At 52.2% G+C, this 17,585-nt stretch carries 14 protein-coding genes; 8 read left to right on the top strand and 6 right to left on the bottom strand.

Annotated elements, in window-relative coordinates:
- Positions 1-126: 126 nt before the first annotated feature.
- The 6 genes from gmk to LC431_RS22105 all read left to right on the top strand — a co-directional run bounded on the left by gmk (position 127) and on the right by LC431_RS22105 (position 7,547).
- Positions 127-750: a guanylate kinase gene (gene gmk / locus LC431_RS22130; RefSeq protein ID WP_013577638.1), complete on the top strand. Its 624-nt coding sequence runs from the start codon at positions 127-129 to the stop codon at positions 748-750.
- Between the two features lie 54 nt (positions 751-804).
- Entirely contained in the window at positions 805-1,080 is a 276-nt protein-coding gene (gene rpoZ / locus LC431_RS22125) for a DNA-directed RNA polymerase subunit omega (protein WP_013577639.1), read from the top strand.
- Between the two features lie 19 nt (positions 1,081-1,099).
- Positions 1,100-3,208 (top strand): bifunctional GTP diphosphokinase/guanosine-3',5'-bis pyrophosphate 3'-pyrophosphohydrolase, encoded by a 2,109-nt coding sequence (gene spoT / locus LC431_RS22120; protein WP_013577640.1) that lies wholly within the window; start codon positions 1,100-1,102, stop codon positions 3,206-3,208.
- 5 nt (positions 3,209-3,213) lie between these two features.
- Positions 3,214-3,912, top strand: a complete 699-nt coding sequence (gene trmH, locus LC431_RS22115) for a tRNA (guanosine(18)-2'-O)-methyltransferase TrmH (RefSeq protein ID WP_013577641.1) — start codon at positions 3,214-3,216, stop codon at positions 3,910-3,912.
- Positions 3,909-5,990, top strand: coding sequence for an ATP-dependent DNA helicase RecG (gene recG / locus LC431_RS22110; protein ID WP_013577642.1), 2,082 nt, complete (start codon positions 3,909-3,911; stop codon positions 5,988-5,990). Before trmH ends, recG begins: the two co-directional genes overlap by 4 nt.
- Before the next feature lie 231 nt (positions 5,991-6,221).
- Positions 6,222-7,547 (top strand): PTS cellobiose transporter subunit IIC, encoded by a 1,326-nt coding sequence (locus LC431_RS22105; protein WP_013577643.1) that lies wholly within the window; start codon positions 6,222-6,224, stop codon positions 7,545-7,547.
- Positions 7,548-7,601: 54 nt separating this feature from the next.
- On the opposite strand, the gene gltS is transcribed toward LC431_RS22105, so the two are convergent.
- Positions 7,602-8,813 carry a sodium/glutamate symporter gene (gltS, locus tag LC431_RS22100; protein ID WP_013577644.1) on the bottom strand — a complete coding sequence of 404 codons (1,212 nt, stop codon included), beginning with the start codon at positions 8,811-8,813 and terminating at the stop codon, positions 7,602-7,604.
- A 238-nt stretch (positions 8,814-9,051) separates the two neighbouring features.
- On the opposite strand from gltS, the gene LC431_RS22095 reads away from it, so the two are divergent.
- Together LC431_RS22095 and LC431_RS22090 are read left to right on the top strand one after the other, a co-directional pair.
- Positions 9,052-10,443, top strand: coding sequence for an NCS2 family protein (locus tag LC431_RS22095; protein ID WP_013577645.1), 1,392 nt, complete (start codon positions 9,052-9,054; stop codon positions 10,441-10,443).
- Positions 10,444-10,596: 153 nt separating this feature from the next.
- Positions 10,597-12,291, top strand: a complete 1,695-nt coding sequence (locus tag LC431_RS22090) for an AsmA family protein (protein WP_112197357.1) — start codon at positions 10,597-10,599, stop codon at positions 12,289-12,291.
- Positions 12,292-12,358: 67 nt separating this feature from the next.
- On the opposite strand, the gene fabY is transcribed toward LC431_RS22090, so the two are convergent.
- The 5 genes from fabY to typA all read right to left on the bottom strand — a co-directional run bounded on the left by fabY (position 12,359) and on the right by typA (position 17,237).
- Entirely contained in the window at positions 12,359-13,291 is a 933-nt protein-coding gene (gene fabY, locus LC431_RS22085) for a fatty acid biosynthesis protein FabY (protein ID WP_013577647.1), read from the bottom strand.
- Positions 13,292-13,324: 33 nt separating this feature from the next.
- On the bottom strand, positions 13,325-13,762 hold the full coding sequence (dtd, locus tag LC431_RS22080; protein WP_015699247.1) for a D-aminoacyl-tRNA deacylase: 438 nt from the start codon (positions 13,760-13,762) through the stop codon (positions 13,325-13,327).
- A gap of 18 nt (positions 13,763-13,780) precedes the next feature.
- Entirely contained in the window at positions 13,781-14,650 is an 870-nt protein-coding gene (locus tag LC431_RS22075; RefSeq protein WP_013577649.1) for a virulence factor BrkB family protein, read from the bottom strand.
- Positions 14,651-14,661: 11 nt separating this feature from the next.
- Positions 14,662-15,249 carry a glucose-1-phosphatase gene (yihX, locus tag LC431_RS22070; protein WP_013577650.1) on the bottom strand — a complete coding sequence of 196 codons (588 nt, stop codon included), beginning with the start codon at positions 15,247-15,249 and terminating at the stop codon, positions 14,662-14,664.
- Positions 15,250-15,413: 164 nt separating this feature from the next.
- Positions 15,414-17,237 (bottom strand): ribosome-dependent GTPase TypA, encoded by a 1,824-nt coding sequence (typA, locus tag LC431_RS22065; protein ID WP_013577651.1) that lies wholly within the window; start codon positions 17,235-17,237, stop codon positions 15,414-15,416.
- Positions 17,238-17,585 lie beyond the last annotated feature (348 nt).

The following is a 17,585-nucleotide window of genomic DNA, read 5'->3' as shown; positions in this document are numbered from 1 at the left end:
TATTTTCTCTGGCAAAGTTGCGATGAAATACGTCTGGGCGCTGCACCGAATGCAGCGAGCGTGTATACTGTGCGAGAGATCACTCTTCGCATACTTCCTATCAACCCATTCAGTTGAAACGTCATCATGGTTCAAGGCACGCTATATATTGTCTCCGCCCCTAGTGGAGCAGGCAAATCAAGTCTGATTCAGGCTTTACTTAAAACACAACCGCTCTACGACACACAGGTTTCTATTTCTCATACGACCCGAGCTATACGTCCGGGCGAGAAAGATGGCGAGCATTACTTCTTTGTCGACAAAGAAGCGTTTCGCGAGATGATTGAACGTGATGCCTTTTTAGAACACGCAGAAGTTTTTGGTAACTATTACGGGACTTCGCGTGAAACCATTGAGCAGGTTTTAGCGTCGGGTGTGGATGTTTTTCTGGATATCGACTGGCAAGGCGCGCAGCAAATTCGGAAAAAAATGCCGCAGGCACGCAGTATTTTTGTCTTACCGCCATCGAAAGATGAGCTAGACCGTCGCCTGCGTGGCCGCGGGCAAGACAGCGAAGCCGTTATCGCAAAACGTATGGCACAAGCCGTAGCTGAAATGACACACTTTGCCGAATACGACTATTTAATTGTGAATGATGATTTTGATCTGGCTTTATCGGATTTAAAAACCATTATTCGCGCTGAACGTCTGCGTCTGAGCCGTCAGCGGCTCCGTCATGACGGATTAATCACCAAACTATTGGCAGACTGAAGTCACTTTCAGTATTATGCCCAGTCTTTCGTCACCCTGTGGAGTAGCACATATATGGCACGCGTAACTGTTCAAGACGCTGTTGAAAAAATTGGTAACCGTTTTGACCTGGTGTTGGTGGCTGCTCGTCGCGCACGCCAGCTGCAATCTGGTGGTAAAGATCCACTGGTCGCTGAAGAAAACGATAAAGTCACTGTAATTGCCCTGCGCGAAATCGAAGAAGGCCTGATCACCAATCAGATCCTCGACGTTCGTGACCGTCAGGAGCAACAGGAGCAGGAAGCCGCAGAGATTCAGGCAGTGACTGCCATCGCTGAAGGCCGTCGTTAATTAACGAAACGGATCTCACTTGTATATCTTTGAAAGCCTGAATCAACTGATTCAAAAATACCTGCCGGAGGAGCAAATTAAGCGCCTCGTGCAGGCTTACCTCGTGGCGCGGGACGCGCACGAGGGGCAAACACGTTCCAGCGGTGAGCCGTATATTACTCACCCGGTGGCCGTGGCATGTATTTTGGCTGAAATGAGGCTCGATCATGAGACTCTGATGGCGGCGTTATTACACGACGTTATCGAAGACACGCCTGCAACTTACCAGGACATGGAACAACTGTTTGGCAAAAGCGTTGCTGAGCTGGTTGAAGGCGTTTCAAAGTTAGACAAGCTGAAATTCCGTGATAAGAAAGAAGCGCAAGCGGAAAACTTCCGCAAAATGGTCATGGCGATGGTGCAAGATATCCGCGTCATTTTGATCAAACTCGCTGACCGTACTCATAACATGCGCACGCTGGGCTCTTTACGCCCGGACAAACGTCGCCGCATTGCCCGTGAAACGCTGGAAATTTACAGCCCGCTGGCACACCGTTTGGGTATTCATCACCTGAAAACCGAGCTCGAAGAGCTGGGCTTCGAAGCCCTTTATCCAAACCGTTATCGCGTCATCAAAGAAGTGGTGAAAGCTGCGCGTGGTAACCGTAAAGAGATGATCCAGAAAATCCTCTCTGAGATTGAAGGCCGTTTAACCGAAGCCGGCATTCAGTGCCGTGTCAGTGGTCGCGAAAAACACCTGTATTCTATCTATTGCAAAATGCACCTGAAGGAACAGCGTTTCCATTCTATTATGGATATCTACGCCTTCCGGGTGATCGTTAAAGAACTCGATACCTGTTATCGCGTGTTAGGACAGGCACATAGCCTGTACAAACCGCGTCCGGGTCGGGTTAAAGATTACATCGCCATCCCAAAAGCCAACGGCTATCAATCTTTGCATACATCACTAATCGGTCCGCATGGTGTGCCGGTTGAAGTACAGATCCGTACGGAAGATATGGATCAGATGGCGGAGATGGGGGTTGCGGCTCACTGGGCTTATAAAGAGAACAGTGAAACCAGCACCACCGCACAGATCCGTGCTCAGCGTTGGTTACAGAGTCTGCTTGAGCTGCAACAAAGTGCAGGCAACTCCTTTGAATTTATTGAGAGCGTGAAATCGGATCTGTTCCCGGACGAGATTTACGTCTTTACGCCGGAAGGTCGTATCGTCGAATTGCCTGCGGGCGCGACACCGGTCGACTTTGCTTATGCTGTGCATACCGATATCGGCCATGCCTGCGTTGGCGCGCGCGTTGACCGCCAGCCGTATCCGCTCTCGCAACCGCTGACCAGCGGACAAACTATCGAAATCATTACCGCACCGGGCGCCCGCCCGAATGCTGCCTGGCTGAACTTTGTCGTCAGCTCACGTGCACGCGCCAAAATCCGCCAGATGCTGAAGAACCTGAAACGTGATGATTCGGTTTCACTTGGCCGTCGCCTGCTGAATCATGCGCTGGGTGCCGGTAAAAAACTGTCAGACATTCCGCCGGAAAACATCAAAAACGAGCTGGATCGTATGAAGCTCGCCGCGATGGATGACCTGCTGGCGGAAATCGGTCTCGGCAATGCCATGAGCGTTGTGGTTGCCAAAAACCTGATGGGTGACCAGTCTTCAATGGCATCGTCAGGTACCCGTAATCTGCCGATTAAAGGCGCAGATGGCGTGCTGATCACGTTCGCGAAATGTTGCCGTCCGATTCCGGGTGACCCGATTATTGCCCACGTCAGTCCGGGCAAAGGGCTGGTGATCCATCATGAATCCTGCCGTAATATTCGCGGTTATCAGAAAGAACCTGAGAAATTCATGGCCGTTGACTGGGATAACCACCAGGAAACTGATCAGGAATTTATCGCTGAAATCAAAGTTGATATGTTCAACCATCAGGGCGCACTGGCGAACCTGACCGCTGCAATTAATGCCGCGCAGTCGAACATTCAGAATCTGAGCACCGAAGAAAAAGACGGTCGCGTCTACAGCGCCTTTATCCGCCTGACGACCCGCGATCGCGTTCATCTGGCGAATATCATGCGTAAAATCCGTATCATGCCGGACGTCATCAAAGTTACCCGCAACCGAAACTGATTGTTATGACCCCAGAACGTTATGCCCGCATCCGCGAAATGCTTGCGGCCCGACAGCCAGACCTGACGGTCTGTATGGAACAGGTGCATAAACCACATAACGTTTCTGCCGTCATCCGTACGGCAGACGCCGTCGGCGTTCACGAAATCCACGCTGTCTGGCCTACGACCCGAATGAAGACACTGGTCTCTTCGGCGGCAGGCAGCAACAGCTGGGTTCAGGTCAAAACACACAAAACCATTCAGGATGCCGTCGCCAAAATGAAGGCGAAGGGCATGCAAATCCTGGCAACCAACTTGTCAGAGAAAGCCGTCGACTTCCGCGCGATTGATTACACCCGCCCGACCTGCATTTTGCTGGGTCAGGAGAAAACCGGTATCACACCTGAAGCGTTAGCGCTGGCTGACAGCGATATCATCATTCCGATGATCGGTATGGTGCAATCTCTGAACGTCTCCGTTGCCTCGGCGCTTATCCTGTACGAAGCACAGCGCCAGCGCGAAAACGCCGGTATGTATCGCCGCGACAGCAGTCTGCTGAGCGAGAAGGAACAGCAGCGACTGCTGTTTGAAGGCGGCTATCCCGTTCTGTCCAATGTGGCGAAGCGAAAGAAGCTTCCCCGCCCTTTCATTGACGATCACGGGCAAATCATTGCCGATGATGAATGGTGGTCGGCGATGCAAATGACGGTCAAAAAAAGATGAAAGGCCGCCTGCTCGACGCCATCCCGCTGACGTCGCTTTCCGGCGTCGGAGCCAGTCAGGCAGACAAGCTCGCCAAACTCGGCCTTGAAACTATTCAGGATTTACTGCTTCATCTTCCTTTACGCTATGAAGATCGTACCCGCCTTTACACCATCAATGATTTACAGCCCGGCATTTTCGCCACCATAGAAGGCGAAGTGTTGCGTAGTGATATCAGTTTTGGCCGCCGCAGAATGCTGACCTGTCAGATAAGTGACGGCACTGGCATGGCGACGTTACGCTTCTTCAACTTTAACGCCGCGATGAAAAACAGCCTGGCAACAGGTCGCCGTGTTACCGCTTATGGTGAAATCAAACGCGGCACGATCGGTGCTGAAATCATTCATCCGGAATACCGCATTCAGGGTGAAAACAGCGAAGTCGTTCTGCAGGAATCACTGACGCCGGTTTATCCGACAACGGAAGGTATCCGCCAGGCGACCTTGCGTAAACTGACGGATCAGGCACTTGAACTGCTCGACACCGTACCTGTCGCCGAACTGTTGCCAGAGGAACTGAGTCGTTCGCTGATCCCGCTTCCTCAGGCGCTGCATTTGCTGCACCGCCCGCCGCCAGATATCCAGCTTGCAGACCTTGAAAAAGGTCATCATCCGGCTCAACGCCGCCTGATTATGGAAGAACTTCTGGCACATAATCTCAGTATGCTGGCTGTCCGCGCCGGTACGCAGAGTTATAAAGCTCTGCCGTTGCATCATGACGACCGCCTGAAAAATCAGTTCCTCGCGTCGCTTCCTTTCAGCCCGACCGGTGCGCAAGCACGGGTTGTGGCAGAAATTGAACAGGACCTGGCAAAAAGTTATCCCATGATGCGTCTGGTGCAGGGCGACGTGGGATCAGGTAAAACGCTGGTAGCCGCCCTCGCCGCACTTTGCGCTATTGCTCAGGGCCAACAGGTCGGATTAATGGCGCCGACAGAATTGCTGGCCGAACAGCATGCCAATAATTTCCGTCAGTGGTTTGAGCCACTGGGTATTCAGGTCGGCTGGCTGGCGGGCAAACAAAAGGGTAAAGCCCGGCAGGCACAGCAGGATGCGATCGCCAGCGGACAGGTGTCGATGGTGGTGGGAACGCACGCTATCTTCCAGGAACAGGTTTTGTTCTCGTCACTGTCGCTGGTCATTATCGATGAACAGCACCGTTTCGGTGTGCATCAGCGTCTGGCGTTGTGGGAAAAAGGTCTGCAACAGGGCTTCCATCCACATCAGTTGATCATGACCGCCACGCCGATCCCACGCACACTGGCAATGACGGCTTACGCTGATCTTGATACCTCTGTGATCGACGAACTCCCGCCAGGCCGCACGCCGGTGACTACTGTCGCCATTCCGGACACCCGCCGCAGTGACATTATCAGCCGTGTCAAAAGTGCCTGCGAGCAGGAAAATCGTCAGGCTTATTGGGTGTGTACGCTGATTGAAGAATCGGAAATGCTGGAAGCGCAGGCCGCTGAAGCCACATGGGAAGGCCTGAAGGAGGCACTCCCGGCGCTGAATATCGGACTGGTTCACGGTCGTATGAAAGCCCAGGAAAAGCAGGCCGTTATGCAGGCATTCAAACAGGGTGAAGTGCAGCTTCTGGTGGCAACGACTGTCATTGAAGTCGGCGTTGACGTACCGAATGCCAGCCTGATGATTATCGAAAACCCGGAGCGTTTAGGGCTGGCGCAGTTGCACCAGTTACGTGGGCGCGTTGGACGTGGTGCCGTTGCTTCTCACTGTGTACTGCTCTACAAAACGCCGCTCAGCAAAACAGCACAGAAACGTTTGCAGGTTTTACGCGACAGCAACGATGGCTTTGTTATCGCACAGCAGGATTTGGAAATCCGCGGGCCGGGTGAACTACTGGGCACGCGCCAGACCGGCAGTGCTGAATTTAAAGTCGCTGATTTATTACGTGATCAGGCGATGATCCCGGATGTACAGCGCATTGCGCGTTATCTGCAGCAACAATTCCCTGATCATGCCAAAGCCCTGATTGAGCGCTGGCTGCCAGAAAGAGTCCGTTACACCAACGCCTGATCTCTCTTTTCGCTCATTCACTTCATCAAAACATTATTAAAAAGGATGTTTTGTTTCCAACATATTCTCTTCTCTTTTCCCTATTGTGCCCCCAAAACCACTCTCCGCACTGGTTATTTGATAACCTTCACAGAGTGGGGAAAAGCCGGTAACCGGTTTCACATCCCGTCACTACACTGATGATAATTAAGGCAACCCTGTCTGATGTCCTCAACATAAGGCCAAATCATCATGAGTATCAGCCAATCCCTCTTCACTTTTATAGAACAGAAAATCAGCCCCTTCGCCGCACGATTATCCTCACAGCGACATGTCATGGCAGTGCGTGATGGCTTCATCTCAGCAATGCCCTTTATGATTGTTGGTTCGTTTTTACTGGTTTTTGTTCACCCGCCATTTTCGCCCGAATCTTCATGGGGCTTCGCCAGAAGCTGGCTGGCGCTCTCGGCAAAATATGAAGTGCAGATCCTGACGCCGTTCAATATGACGATGGGCATTATGTCCATCTACATCTCGGCATCGATTGCCTACAATCTGGCAAGAAGTTACAAGCTAGACCCGTTCATGACCGCAATGCTGGCGCTGATGTCTTTCCTGCTGGTCGCCGCACCGCAGATTGATGAAAAGATGTCGACGACGGCGCTGGGCGGCGTGGGGATCTTTACGGCTATTCTGGTGGCGATTTATGTCACCGAACTGACGCGGTTATTGAAAAAATACAATATCGGTATCCGTTTACCCGAACAGGTACCTTCAAACATTAAGCATTCGTTTGATTTACTGATCCCGATTGTGGCCGTGGTGATTACACTTTTCCCGCTGAGCTTACTGGTCCAGTCAGGGTTTGATATGTTGCTGCCACAGGCGATTATGGCGCTGTTCGAACCCCTGATTTCTGCCGCAGACTCACTGCCTGCTGTACTTCTCGCCGTGCTGATTTGCCACCTGTTGTGGTTCGCCGGCATTCATGGCTCGGCCATTGTATCTGGCATGTTGCAGGCTTTTTGGTTAACCAATCTCGGCCTGAATCAGACAGATCTCGCTGCCGGTTTACCCATGACGCACATCATGACCGAGGCATTCTGGAATTTCCTGATCGTGATTGGCGGGTCCGGCGCGACAATGGGACTGGTGCTGCTGTTTTGTCGCAGTAAGTCAGCGCATCTGCGCACCATGGGGAAACTCAGTCTGGTGCCAAGCTGTTTCAATATCAATGAGCCGGTGATTTTTGGCACACCTATCGTCATGAATCCGGTATTTTTCATCCCCTTCCTGCTGGCACCGATGGTCAATGCCGTTATCGCCTATCTGGCCGTATCGACGGATCTGCTCCCGCATATGATTTCACTGGTCCCCTGGACATCGCCGGCACCGATCGGGGCGGCCTGGGCGATGGGCTGGGATTTCAAAGTGTCGGTTCTGGTTATCCTGCTGATGGCACTGTCGATGGTAATTTATTATCCATTCTTCAAAGTCTACGAGAAGCAGTTACTGACGCAGGAAAAAGCCGCTGAGGCCGAACAGGTGTTCACTGAGAAGGCGGACGCGGCACAATAAACCCGACGGGAAGGAATCGTCAGGCACAGAAGCGATGTTTCTGTGCCTGTTTTTTTAGCTTATAGCCGGGAATACAGGCAGCATCAGGTAGAGTTTAATCACAATCGCATTGGCGATATCGATGAAGAATGCGCCCACCATCGGCACCACCAGAAACGCCAGATGCGAAGGGCCAAACTGGTTGGTGATCGCCTGCATATTGGCAATGGCCGTCGGGGTGGCACCCAGCCCGAAACCACAGTGTCCTGCCGCCAACACCGCCGCATCGTAGTTTTTCCCCATCACGCGATAAGTCACGAAAATCGCATAAAGTGCCATTGCGAGGGCTTGAACGATAAGAATTGCCATCATCGGCAAGGCGAGTGCCGCCATCTCCCACAACTTAAGGCTCATCAATGCCATGGCAAGGAACAGTGACAAACTGACGTTACCCAGCACGGATACCGCACGGTCGAAGACACGATAAAAACCGAGCCATGCCAGCATATTACTCAGGATCACACCAACGAAGAGCACGCAGACAAAGGTTGGGATTTCAAATGCCGAGCCTTGCAACAGACTGGCGGCATATGTCCCTGCCATCAGGCAAATCGCGATCAGGGCAATGGTTTCAACCATCACCAGTGGCGTGATCATCCTGCCAATCGACGGTTTCTCAAATGCGCTCGGATCGACCATATCCTCGGGGTTTCCGTTGGGGGTGGAAGAATGGCTGACCAGATAGCGCGCTACCGGCCCCCCAATAATACCGCCGAGCACCAGACCAAAAGTTGCGCAAGCCATCGCGACTTCCGTCGCATTTTCAAAGCCATAACGCTCGATAAACAGCTTGCTCCATGCCGCGCCGGTGCCGTGGCCACCTGAAAGGGTAATCGACCCCGCCAGCAACCCCATCAGCGGATCCAGCCCGAGCATTTTCGCCATTCCGATACCGATGGCATTTTGCAAAAGCAGTAAGCCCACGACGACAAACACCAGCAGAAACAGCGATTTACCGCCTGCCCGCAGACTTGCCAGATTGGCGTTAAGACCGATCGTGGCAAAAAATGCCAGCATCAGTGGCTCTTTTAAAGACATGTCGAAACCGACTTCCCAGCCGAATATCTGGTTGGCGATCAGTAACAATAAAGCGACCAGCAAACCACCGGCAACGGGTTCAGGAATGGTGTATTTTTTGAGGAATTTGACCGACTGGACGCATTTCCGTCCTAAAAGGAGCACCAACGTGGCGGCAACCAGGGTGCCGTAGGTATCGAGTTGAATCATTGACGAACTCCATTTTAAAATAAATCCAATAAAATTATCGAGTTATAAAAACTTCACTGACATGTTTTTTCCCAGAAGCTGAATTAGAAGTCATTCAAGCTGCGTCAGGCAAGAAAAACAGGCCATAAATCCCGTCCAATCCAAAACCAGTCGAGGAATATTGCCATTAGCAAACGATTGCTTTTGTCGTTAATTTCAATAAAAATGCCCGCTTTGCCGCTTATTGGAATGCCACAGCATGAGTTCGCAAACCGCAGAACAAGAAACACAGCAACCCGATCTTTCCCGCCAGCAAAAAAGTGAACTGATTTACCGGCTCGAGGACCGCCCGCCATTACCTCAAACGTTATTCGCCGCCTGTCAGCATTTGCTGGCGATGTTTGTTGCGGTAATCACACCAGCACTACTGATTTGCCAGGCGCTGGGTTTGCCTGCGCAGGACACGCAGCACATCATCAGCATGTCGCTGTTCGCCTCCGGCCTGGCTTCTATTTTGCAGATTAAAACCTGGGGACCGGTCGGCTCGGGTTTACTGTCGATTCAGGGCACCAGCTTTAACTTTGTTGCGCCGCTGATCATGGGCGGAATGGCGCTGAAAAATGGCGGTGCGGATGTGCCGACCATGATGGCGGCGCTGTTCGGCACCCTGATGCTGGCTTCCTGCACTGAAATCATTCTTTCCCGTTTCCTGCATCTCGCACGCCGCATCATTACGCCGCTGGTTTCCGGCATCGTGGTGATGATTATCGGGCTGTCGCTGATTCAGGTCGGTCTGACGTCTATCGGCGGCGGTTATGCGGCCATGAGCGATCACACATTCGGGGCACCGAAAAATCTGCTGCTGGCTGCCGTCGTGCTGGTAGTGATTGTTCTGCTGAACCGTCAACGTAACCCTTACCTGCGTGTCGCCTCTCTGGTTATCGCCATGGCGGTGGGTTATCTGGTGGCCTGGATGACGGGCATGTTGCCAACCGTTGCGCCAGCCGCGCAAAGCAACTGGATAACATTACCAACGCCGCTGTATTACGGACTGGGTTTTGACTGGAATTTGCTGATCCCGCTGATGCTGATTTTCATGGTGACATCGCTGGAAACCATCGGTGATATTACCGCAACCTCGGACGTTTCTGAGCAACCGGTCAGCGGCCCGCTGTACATGAAGCGCATCAAAGGCGGCGTTCTGGCCAATGGCCTGAACTCGATGCTTTCTGCTGTATTTAACACCTTCCCGAATTCCTGCTTCGGGCAGAACAACGGCGTCATTCAACTGACCGGCGTTGCCAGCCGCTATGTCGGTTTTGTGGTCGCGCTGATGCTGATCATCCTCGGGCTGTTCCCGGCTGTTGCGGGATTTGTGCAGCATATTCCTGAACCGGTACTGGGCGGCGCGACCATCGTGATGTTCGGTACCATTGCCGCTTCGGGTGTGCGCATTGTTTCCCGCGAGCGTCTGAATCGCCGCGCGATTATGATCATGGCGCTTTCTCTCGCCGTCGGTATGGGTGTTTCTCAGCAGCCGCTGATCCTGCAATTCGCACCGGACTGGCTGAAAACCCTTCTCTCTTCTGGCATTGCAGCGGGCGGCATTACTGCGATTGTTCTGAATCTGGTTTTCCCTCACGAGAAGTAAAAGCAGGATGTAATCCGCGTGCAACAGCGGCAGAGGGTCTGGAACCTCTGCCGCTTTTTATTGCCTCCATTTGGCTAACCTGTTGAGAAAATTCGCTGTTTGCGGCATAAACAAAGAATCTTTTTCCATTTTCCCGTTACAGGGCTCCAGACGATGAGATTTATCGGTAAAATTTTGCTGACGTTCGCCTTACTTCTGGTGCTGGCGATCGTGCTGGTGTACGTCCTATTACAAACCCGCTGGGCTGCTGGCTGGGTCAGCCGCTGGGTCAGCAATAACAGCGAGTACCGTCTCTCCGTGGAGAAACTCGACCATAACTGGTCGTCGCCGGGTCGGGTGACGTTAACCAATGTCATCTTCGGGCAGAAGAATCAGCCGGAAGTGCTGAATGCCGGTGAAGTTGATCTGGATTTAAGCTGGCGTCAGATCACCGAGCCACGCTTTTTCGATCGCGTCGTGCTGGTCAGCGGACGCCTCAATGTCAGTCCTTCGTCAATGAATTTGCCATTGCAGGCCAATACCCTGCAACTGAGTAAAATGGCGCTCACCGGCAATACCGCTGGCTTAGACATTCAGGGTCAGCAGATTAACGCCGGTATTTCGCCGTGGCAGCCAAAACCCAATCAGCTTTTAGGCGATAAGGCAGACTTCCAGCTGAGCGCCGCCAGCCTGACGGTCAACGGACTGCCGGCCGAAAATGTGCTGATTCAGGGCAACATCAATAATAAGAATCTGACGCTGAGTAATTTTGGCGGCGATCTGGCTCGCGGTCAGTTAACGGGTAAAGCGACGCAGGCCGCCGATGGCAGCTGGAACATAGAAAACCTGCGGCTGAGCAATGTGCGTCTGCAAACCTCCAAACCGCTTTCTGCTTTCTTCGACGACTTCCAGACCCTGCCAAAAGTGACTATTCAGCGACTTGATCTGATCGACGCGCGTTTGCAGGGAACAGACTGGGCATTCAGCGACGTTGATTTGTCCGTGCAGGATCTGACGCTCGAAAAAGGCGACTGGCAAAGTGATGACGGCGAAATCACCCTGAATGCGACGGATATGATTGATGGAAACCTGCATATTCAGGATCCGATCATCAGCCTCGACCTTTCGCCGCAGGGCATTGCGATCAAACAAGCTACGGCGCGCTGGGAGCGCAGTTTATTGCGCACGACCGGCAACTGGCTGCGCGCCAACAAACGCCTTCAGCTTGATGAAGTGTCTGTTGCGGGGCTGGAATACACCTTGCCGGAAAACTGGAAACAACTCTGGAATCAGGCACTGCCGGATTCGCTGTCTGAAGTCTTTATCAGCCGGTTCATTGCTAACCGGAACCTGATTATTGATATCAATCCGCAGTTCCCCTTCCAGCTGACTGCACTTGATGGCCTCGGCAATAACCTGTTGCTGGCGCGTAATCATCAGTGGGGGATCTGGAGCGGTAAGCTGAATCTGAATGCAAGTGAAGCCACATTTAACCGCAATGACGTGCGCCGTCCTTCCATCACCCTGGAGGCGAACGACCGTCAGGTGAATATTTCTGAGCTGAGCGCCTTTACCAAAGAAGGATTGCTGGAAGCCAGTGCGACGGTTGATCAGCAGCCGCAGCGTCATTTCTCTGTGAAGATGACCGCCCGCTCAGTACCGGCGAATCAGCTGGAAAACTGGGGATGGCCACATGTGGCGCTGGAAGGTAACGCTAATATGCAGCTGAATCTGCAAGGACAGATGCCGGCAAACGTGGATTACAAACCCACGCTCAGCGGGACATTGCAGATAAACGGCAGCCAGACAATTGACCAGAGAATGGTAAACGGGTTGGTTTCCGGTACGCCAGCATCTGCTACTCCTTAATCCAGGCATCACCAAAAATGCAAAAGGCACCGCAATGGCGGTGCCTTTTATTTTGGGTAGAAACCAATCAGTTAATTTCAGGCTCCAGCGGTGCGCCGGGCGCGGCGGGCAATACCAGATAGGTGCCTTCAAACACCGCGCCGTCTGTCTCATCGCCGTATAAATTCACTTCGAGTTGCACGCGTGCTTTCCGCCCGCGAGCCAGACGGTCGAGATCACCGCGGACAGAGCCCAGGTCGGCAACGGCACGCGGCCTGCCGGTCACCGGCATGCTGTAACGGATATGCGCATCCGCCAGCACAATGGTGCCGCCCAGATGGCGCTCACGCAGCAGCAGCCAGATCAGCCCCCAGCCGGTCAGCGTTGCCAGCGAAAACAAACTGCCAGCGAACAATGTATGGTGCGGATTCTGGTTGCCCGTTTCCGGCATCGTGGTGACAAATCGCTGGCCGGTGTACTGACTGATACGCACGCCCATTTTTTCACTGAGCGGGATGTGGTCATACCAGGCCTGCTGAAGCTGACCGCACCAGTCAGGGCGATGCAGAATATCATCCAGCGTTTCGATGGGTTTTATCATCAGGAAGTGGCGAACCGGGGTTGTTTGCGGCGTGGTGATTTCGCCCTGATTCACAAAGCCCAGTTTGGCAAAGAAATCCACGGCATCTTCGCGGGCGCTACAGACCACTCGTTTCACCCCTTCCTGACGCGCCACAGACTCCAGGGTCATCGCGACCAGCGTTCCCAGCCCTTTGTCTTGTACATTTGGATCAACCGCCAGAAAGCGGATAGAGGCTTCATTATCGGCATTGATGTATAAACGGCCAACCGCCACCGGTTCGCCCTCCTCATCAACTACCATCTGGTGATGTGCGATGGAATCGTAGGCATCACGCTCTGAACCCTCCGGCTGATGCAACGGTTTACGCAGCATTTCCCAACGGAATCGGTAATAGGCGGCCAGTTCTTTTTCGGTCGTCGGTACTCTCAGATGATACATAGATGCTTTCTCTCCGGCGTTATGCCTTATGGATCAGACTTGTAGCCAGAAGGTCACCGGCCCGTCGTTCACCAGTGCCACTTTCATATCCGCTGCAAAGCGTCCGGTTTCGGTAGCAATGCCCTTTTCCCGGCACTGCCCGCAAAAATACTGATATAACCGATCCGCTTCCTGTGGCTCAGCCCCGCGCGAGAACCCAGGACGCATGCCTTTTTGTGTGTCCGCCGCCAGCGTGAACTGCGACACCACCAGCAGGCTGCCACCGGCCTGCTGCACGTTCAGATTCATCTTGTCATTTTCGTCACCGAAGATTCGGTACCCGATCACCCGTTCACAAAGGCGTTTGGCTTTTTGTTCGTCATCGCCCTGTTCAACGCCCAGTAAAACCAGTAACCCCGGTCCTATCTGGCCACAGATTTCGCCATCGATCGTAACGCTGGCATTCAATACCCGCTGAATTAACGCAATCATACAAATCCTTCGGACTGATTATTCTTCTGCCCTATGTTGAGCAGACTGCAATTTTCTTAGAGAACGGTACTCGCCCAGCGTGACGGTAATTTCCGCCCCAAGAAGAACGATACACCAGCTGACATAGACCCAGAGAAATAAAATGGGGATCACCGCCAGTACACCGTAAATCAACTGATATGACGGGAAAAGCTGAATGTATAAGGTGAAGATTTTTTTACTCAACTCGAATAATACGCCGGAGACCAGTGCGCCGATCAGGGCATCTTTTGCCGGCACTCTGACCGTCGGGACTACCTGATAGAGCAGCCAGAATGTCACCCAGGAGATCAGCAAGGGCAGAATGCGCAGCGCGTGGTCGATCACCGAATGCACACCGCTGATGTTCAGCCAGTTCAGGGAGAGCAGATATGAGCTGACAGCCACGCTGGCCACCAGCAGAATTGGCCCGAGCGTTAACACCATCCAGTACACAGCGAAAGAAAACACAATCGGACGCGTGGTTTTGCTGTCCCAGATTTTGTTCAGCACGCTGTCTACCGAGGCTATCAGAAGTAGCGCGGTGACGATTAATCCACAGGTGCCCACGGCCGTCATTTTGCTGGAGTTGGCAACAAACTGTTCCAGATAGCGCTGGATAGTATTACCGGTCGCGGGCATGAAATTGGAAAAAATGAATGTTTTCAGCTGCATGCTGATTTCTGAAAAAACAGGGAATAATGCAAAAAGTGAAAATACCACGGCGATCAGTGGCACGAGCGATAGCAAAGAGACATAGGCCAGATGGCCCGCCAGAAGCGTCAGGCCATCTTTATCCGAACGCTTTAAAAGCAGGCGCGTAAATTTCCACAACGATTTTAGGTAGTGGCTCAGTGCCCTTTTCTGCATCCTTACATCCTTCAGGAAAAGTATTTCGGTACCGTCTGGTTATCTTCTACCCATACAGCCTCAATGCCAGCATTCCGGGCGGCTTCGATATTTTCAGCAACATCATCAAAGAACACGGCCTGATCGGCGGTGAATCCTTCTTTCTCCAGAACATGCCGGAAAATTTCGGGCTCCGGTTTGCGCATACCCAAATTTTGCGAGAGGTACATCGCGTCGGTATTGGCTTCGATTTCAGGATAATGGTGAGGCCAGAAATCCAGATGTAAGCGGTTGGTATTAGAAAGCACGACGACACGATGACCTTCTTCGCGCAGTTTCTGAAACAGGGCAATGACCTCAGGACGCAGACCAACAAACACCGCATGCCAGCCCGCACTGAATTGTTCAAAGCTTAGTGCGATACCCATTTCATGACATAAATCGGCAGCAAACTGTTCGTCGCTGATTTCACCACGCTCGTGTTTCTGGAACACCTCGCCCATTGAAAACCGCTCGGTCAGCGTCGCCAGCGGGGTGCCACTCAGATGGCTCCACACCCCAAGCACTCGTTTGAAATCAATATCAATAATGACGTTTCCCATATCAAAAATGTACAGCATTGCACGCTCCTGATTTCAAAGATGACAGTTAACTTTAGCGGTAAAACGTACAAGTGAACAGGGGCAACGCGACGGGGCGTAACGAACGGAGGAGAAAAAAACATAAAAAAAACAGGGTACCCGAAGGCACCCTGTTTCTGTGTAACGGCAAACGTTAAAGAAGATTAACCTTCTTTAGGACCACGCATTGCACGTTTACGATCGTTCTCGGTCAGGTGACGTTTACGGATACGCACAGACAGAGGAGTCACTTCGACCAGTTCGTCATCATCGATGAATTCCAGAGCTTGCTCCAGAGACATTTTGATAGCAGGAACCAGAGTCGTTGCTTCGTCAGTACCGGACGCACGCATGTTAGTCAGTTTCTTACCGGTCAAGCAGTTCACGGTCAGGTCGTTAGAACGTGAGTGAATACCGATAATCTGGCCTTCATACACTTCTGCGCCGTGACCCAGGAACAATTTACCGCGGTCTTGCAAGCTGAACAGTGCGAACGCAACCGCTTTACCCTGACCGTTGGAGATCAGCACGCCGTTCTGACGCTGGCCGATTTCGCCCGGACGAACGTCATCGTAGTGGCTGAACGTGGAGTACAGCAGACCGGTACCGGAAGTCATGGTCATGAATTCGGTACGGAAGCCGATCAGGCCACGTGCAGGGATCAGGTAATCAAGACGGATACGACCTTTGCCGTCTGGGATCATGTCTTTGACATCGCCTTTACGCTCACCCATGGCCTGCATAACAGAACCCTGGTGTTGCTCTTCGATATCCAGTGTCACGTTCTCGAATGGCTCTTGCATGCGGCCATCGATTTTACGGTTGATTACTTTAGGACGGGAAACCGCCAGCTCGAAACCTTCACGACGCATATTTTCGATCAGAACCGACAGGTGAAGTTCACCACGGCCTGAAACACGGAATGCATCAGCATCTTCAGTTTCTTCAACACGCAATGCAACGTTGTGCACCAGCTCTTTGTTCAGACGGTCAAGGATCTGACGTGAAGTCACATACTTACCTTCTTTACCACAGAACGGAGAGGTGTTTACGTTGAAGTACATGGTTACTGTTGGTTCATCAACGCTCAGCGCAGGCAGAGCTTCAACATTCGCCGGATCACAGATTGTGTCGGAAATGTTCAGTTCGCCCAGGCCGGTGATTGCGATGATGTCGCCCGCTTCAGCAACGGTGGCTTCGATACGCTCAAGACCCATGTGGGTCAGAACTTTACCGACTTTACCGTTGCGGGTTTTGCCTTCGCTGTCGATGACAGTGATTTGCTGGTTAGGCTTAACGGTACCGCGTTTGATGCGGCCGATGCCGATGACGCCAACATAGTTGTTGTAGTCCAGCTGAGAGATTTGCATCTGGAACGGTGCTTCCATCTCAACTTGTGGCGGAGATACGTGGTCAACGATCGCCTGGTACAGCGGGGTCATGTCTTCGGCCATATCGTTATGGTCGTTACCCGCGATACCCATCAATGCTGATGCATAGATGATTGGGAAATCGAGTTGTTCGTCGGTTGCGTCCAGGTTTACAAACAGGTCGAAGACCTGATCGACAACCCAGTCAGGACGCGCGCCAGGGCGGTCAACCTTGTTGATTACCACGATCGGTTTCAGACCATTAGCGAAGGCTTTTTTGGTCACGAAACGGGTTTGCGGCATTGGGCCATCCATTGCATCCACAACCAGCAGCACCGAGTCGACCATTGACATCACACGCTCTACCTCACCGCCGAAGTCGGCGTGTCCTGGGGTATCCACGATGTTGATGCGGTAGTCTTTCCAATTAATGGCGGTGTTTTTTGCGAGGATGGTAATCCCACGCTCTTTCTCCAAATCGTTGGAGTCCATTACGCGTTCAGTGGCTTCTACACGCTCTCCGAAAGTACCGGATTGTTGCAGCAGCTTGTCGACCAGGGTGGTTTTACCATGGTCAACGTGGGCAATAATGGCGATGTTACGCAAATTTTCGATCACAGCTTTGCCTCAGGCATTAGAAATAGCGCGCTATTGTACACGTATTAAGCGAGGTTCTAAACAAGATCACAAGGATCTTGTTGAAACAACTTATGGATGGCTACTTTGTGATCCCTTTCACGGTGCAAAAAGACCACTGAACCATTATGACGCACCATTGTAGTGCTTTCACTCTCACAGTTAGCACCATTTTAGTGCGGGAATTCCGTTATGGTGCATACTTGTCGAGTGCAAAAGCCCTGTAAAATGGCGTTGTTTGCATTTTCTCAAAGTTGGCACAGTTTTCGCTAATAGTTTTTAGAGTAAAAGTTTTTTAGGGTAAAAAATTTTTTACAGGGTGAAGAGCCT

This window comes from Rahnella sp. GSA61A (assembly GCF_019969905.1).
In the GTDB taxonomy this organism is placed as follows: Bacteria; Pseudomonadota; Gammaproteobacteria; order Enterobacterales; family Enterobacteriaceae; genus Rahnella; species Rahnella aceris.
The sequence above is the reverse complement of the archived record's forward strand: the minus strand, read 5'-3'. Positions and strand labels throughout refer to the sequence as shown.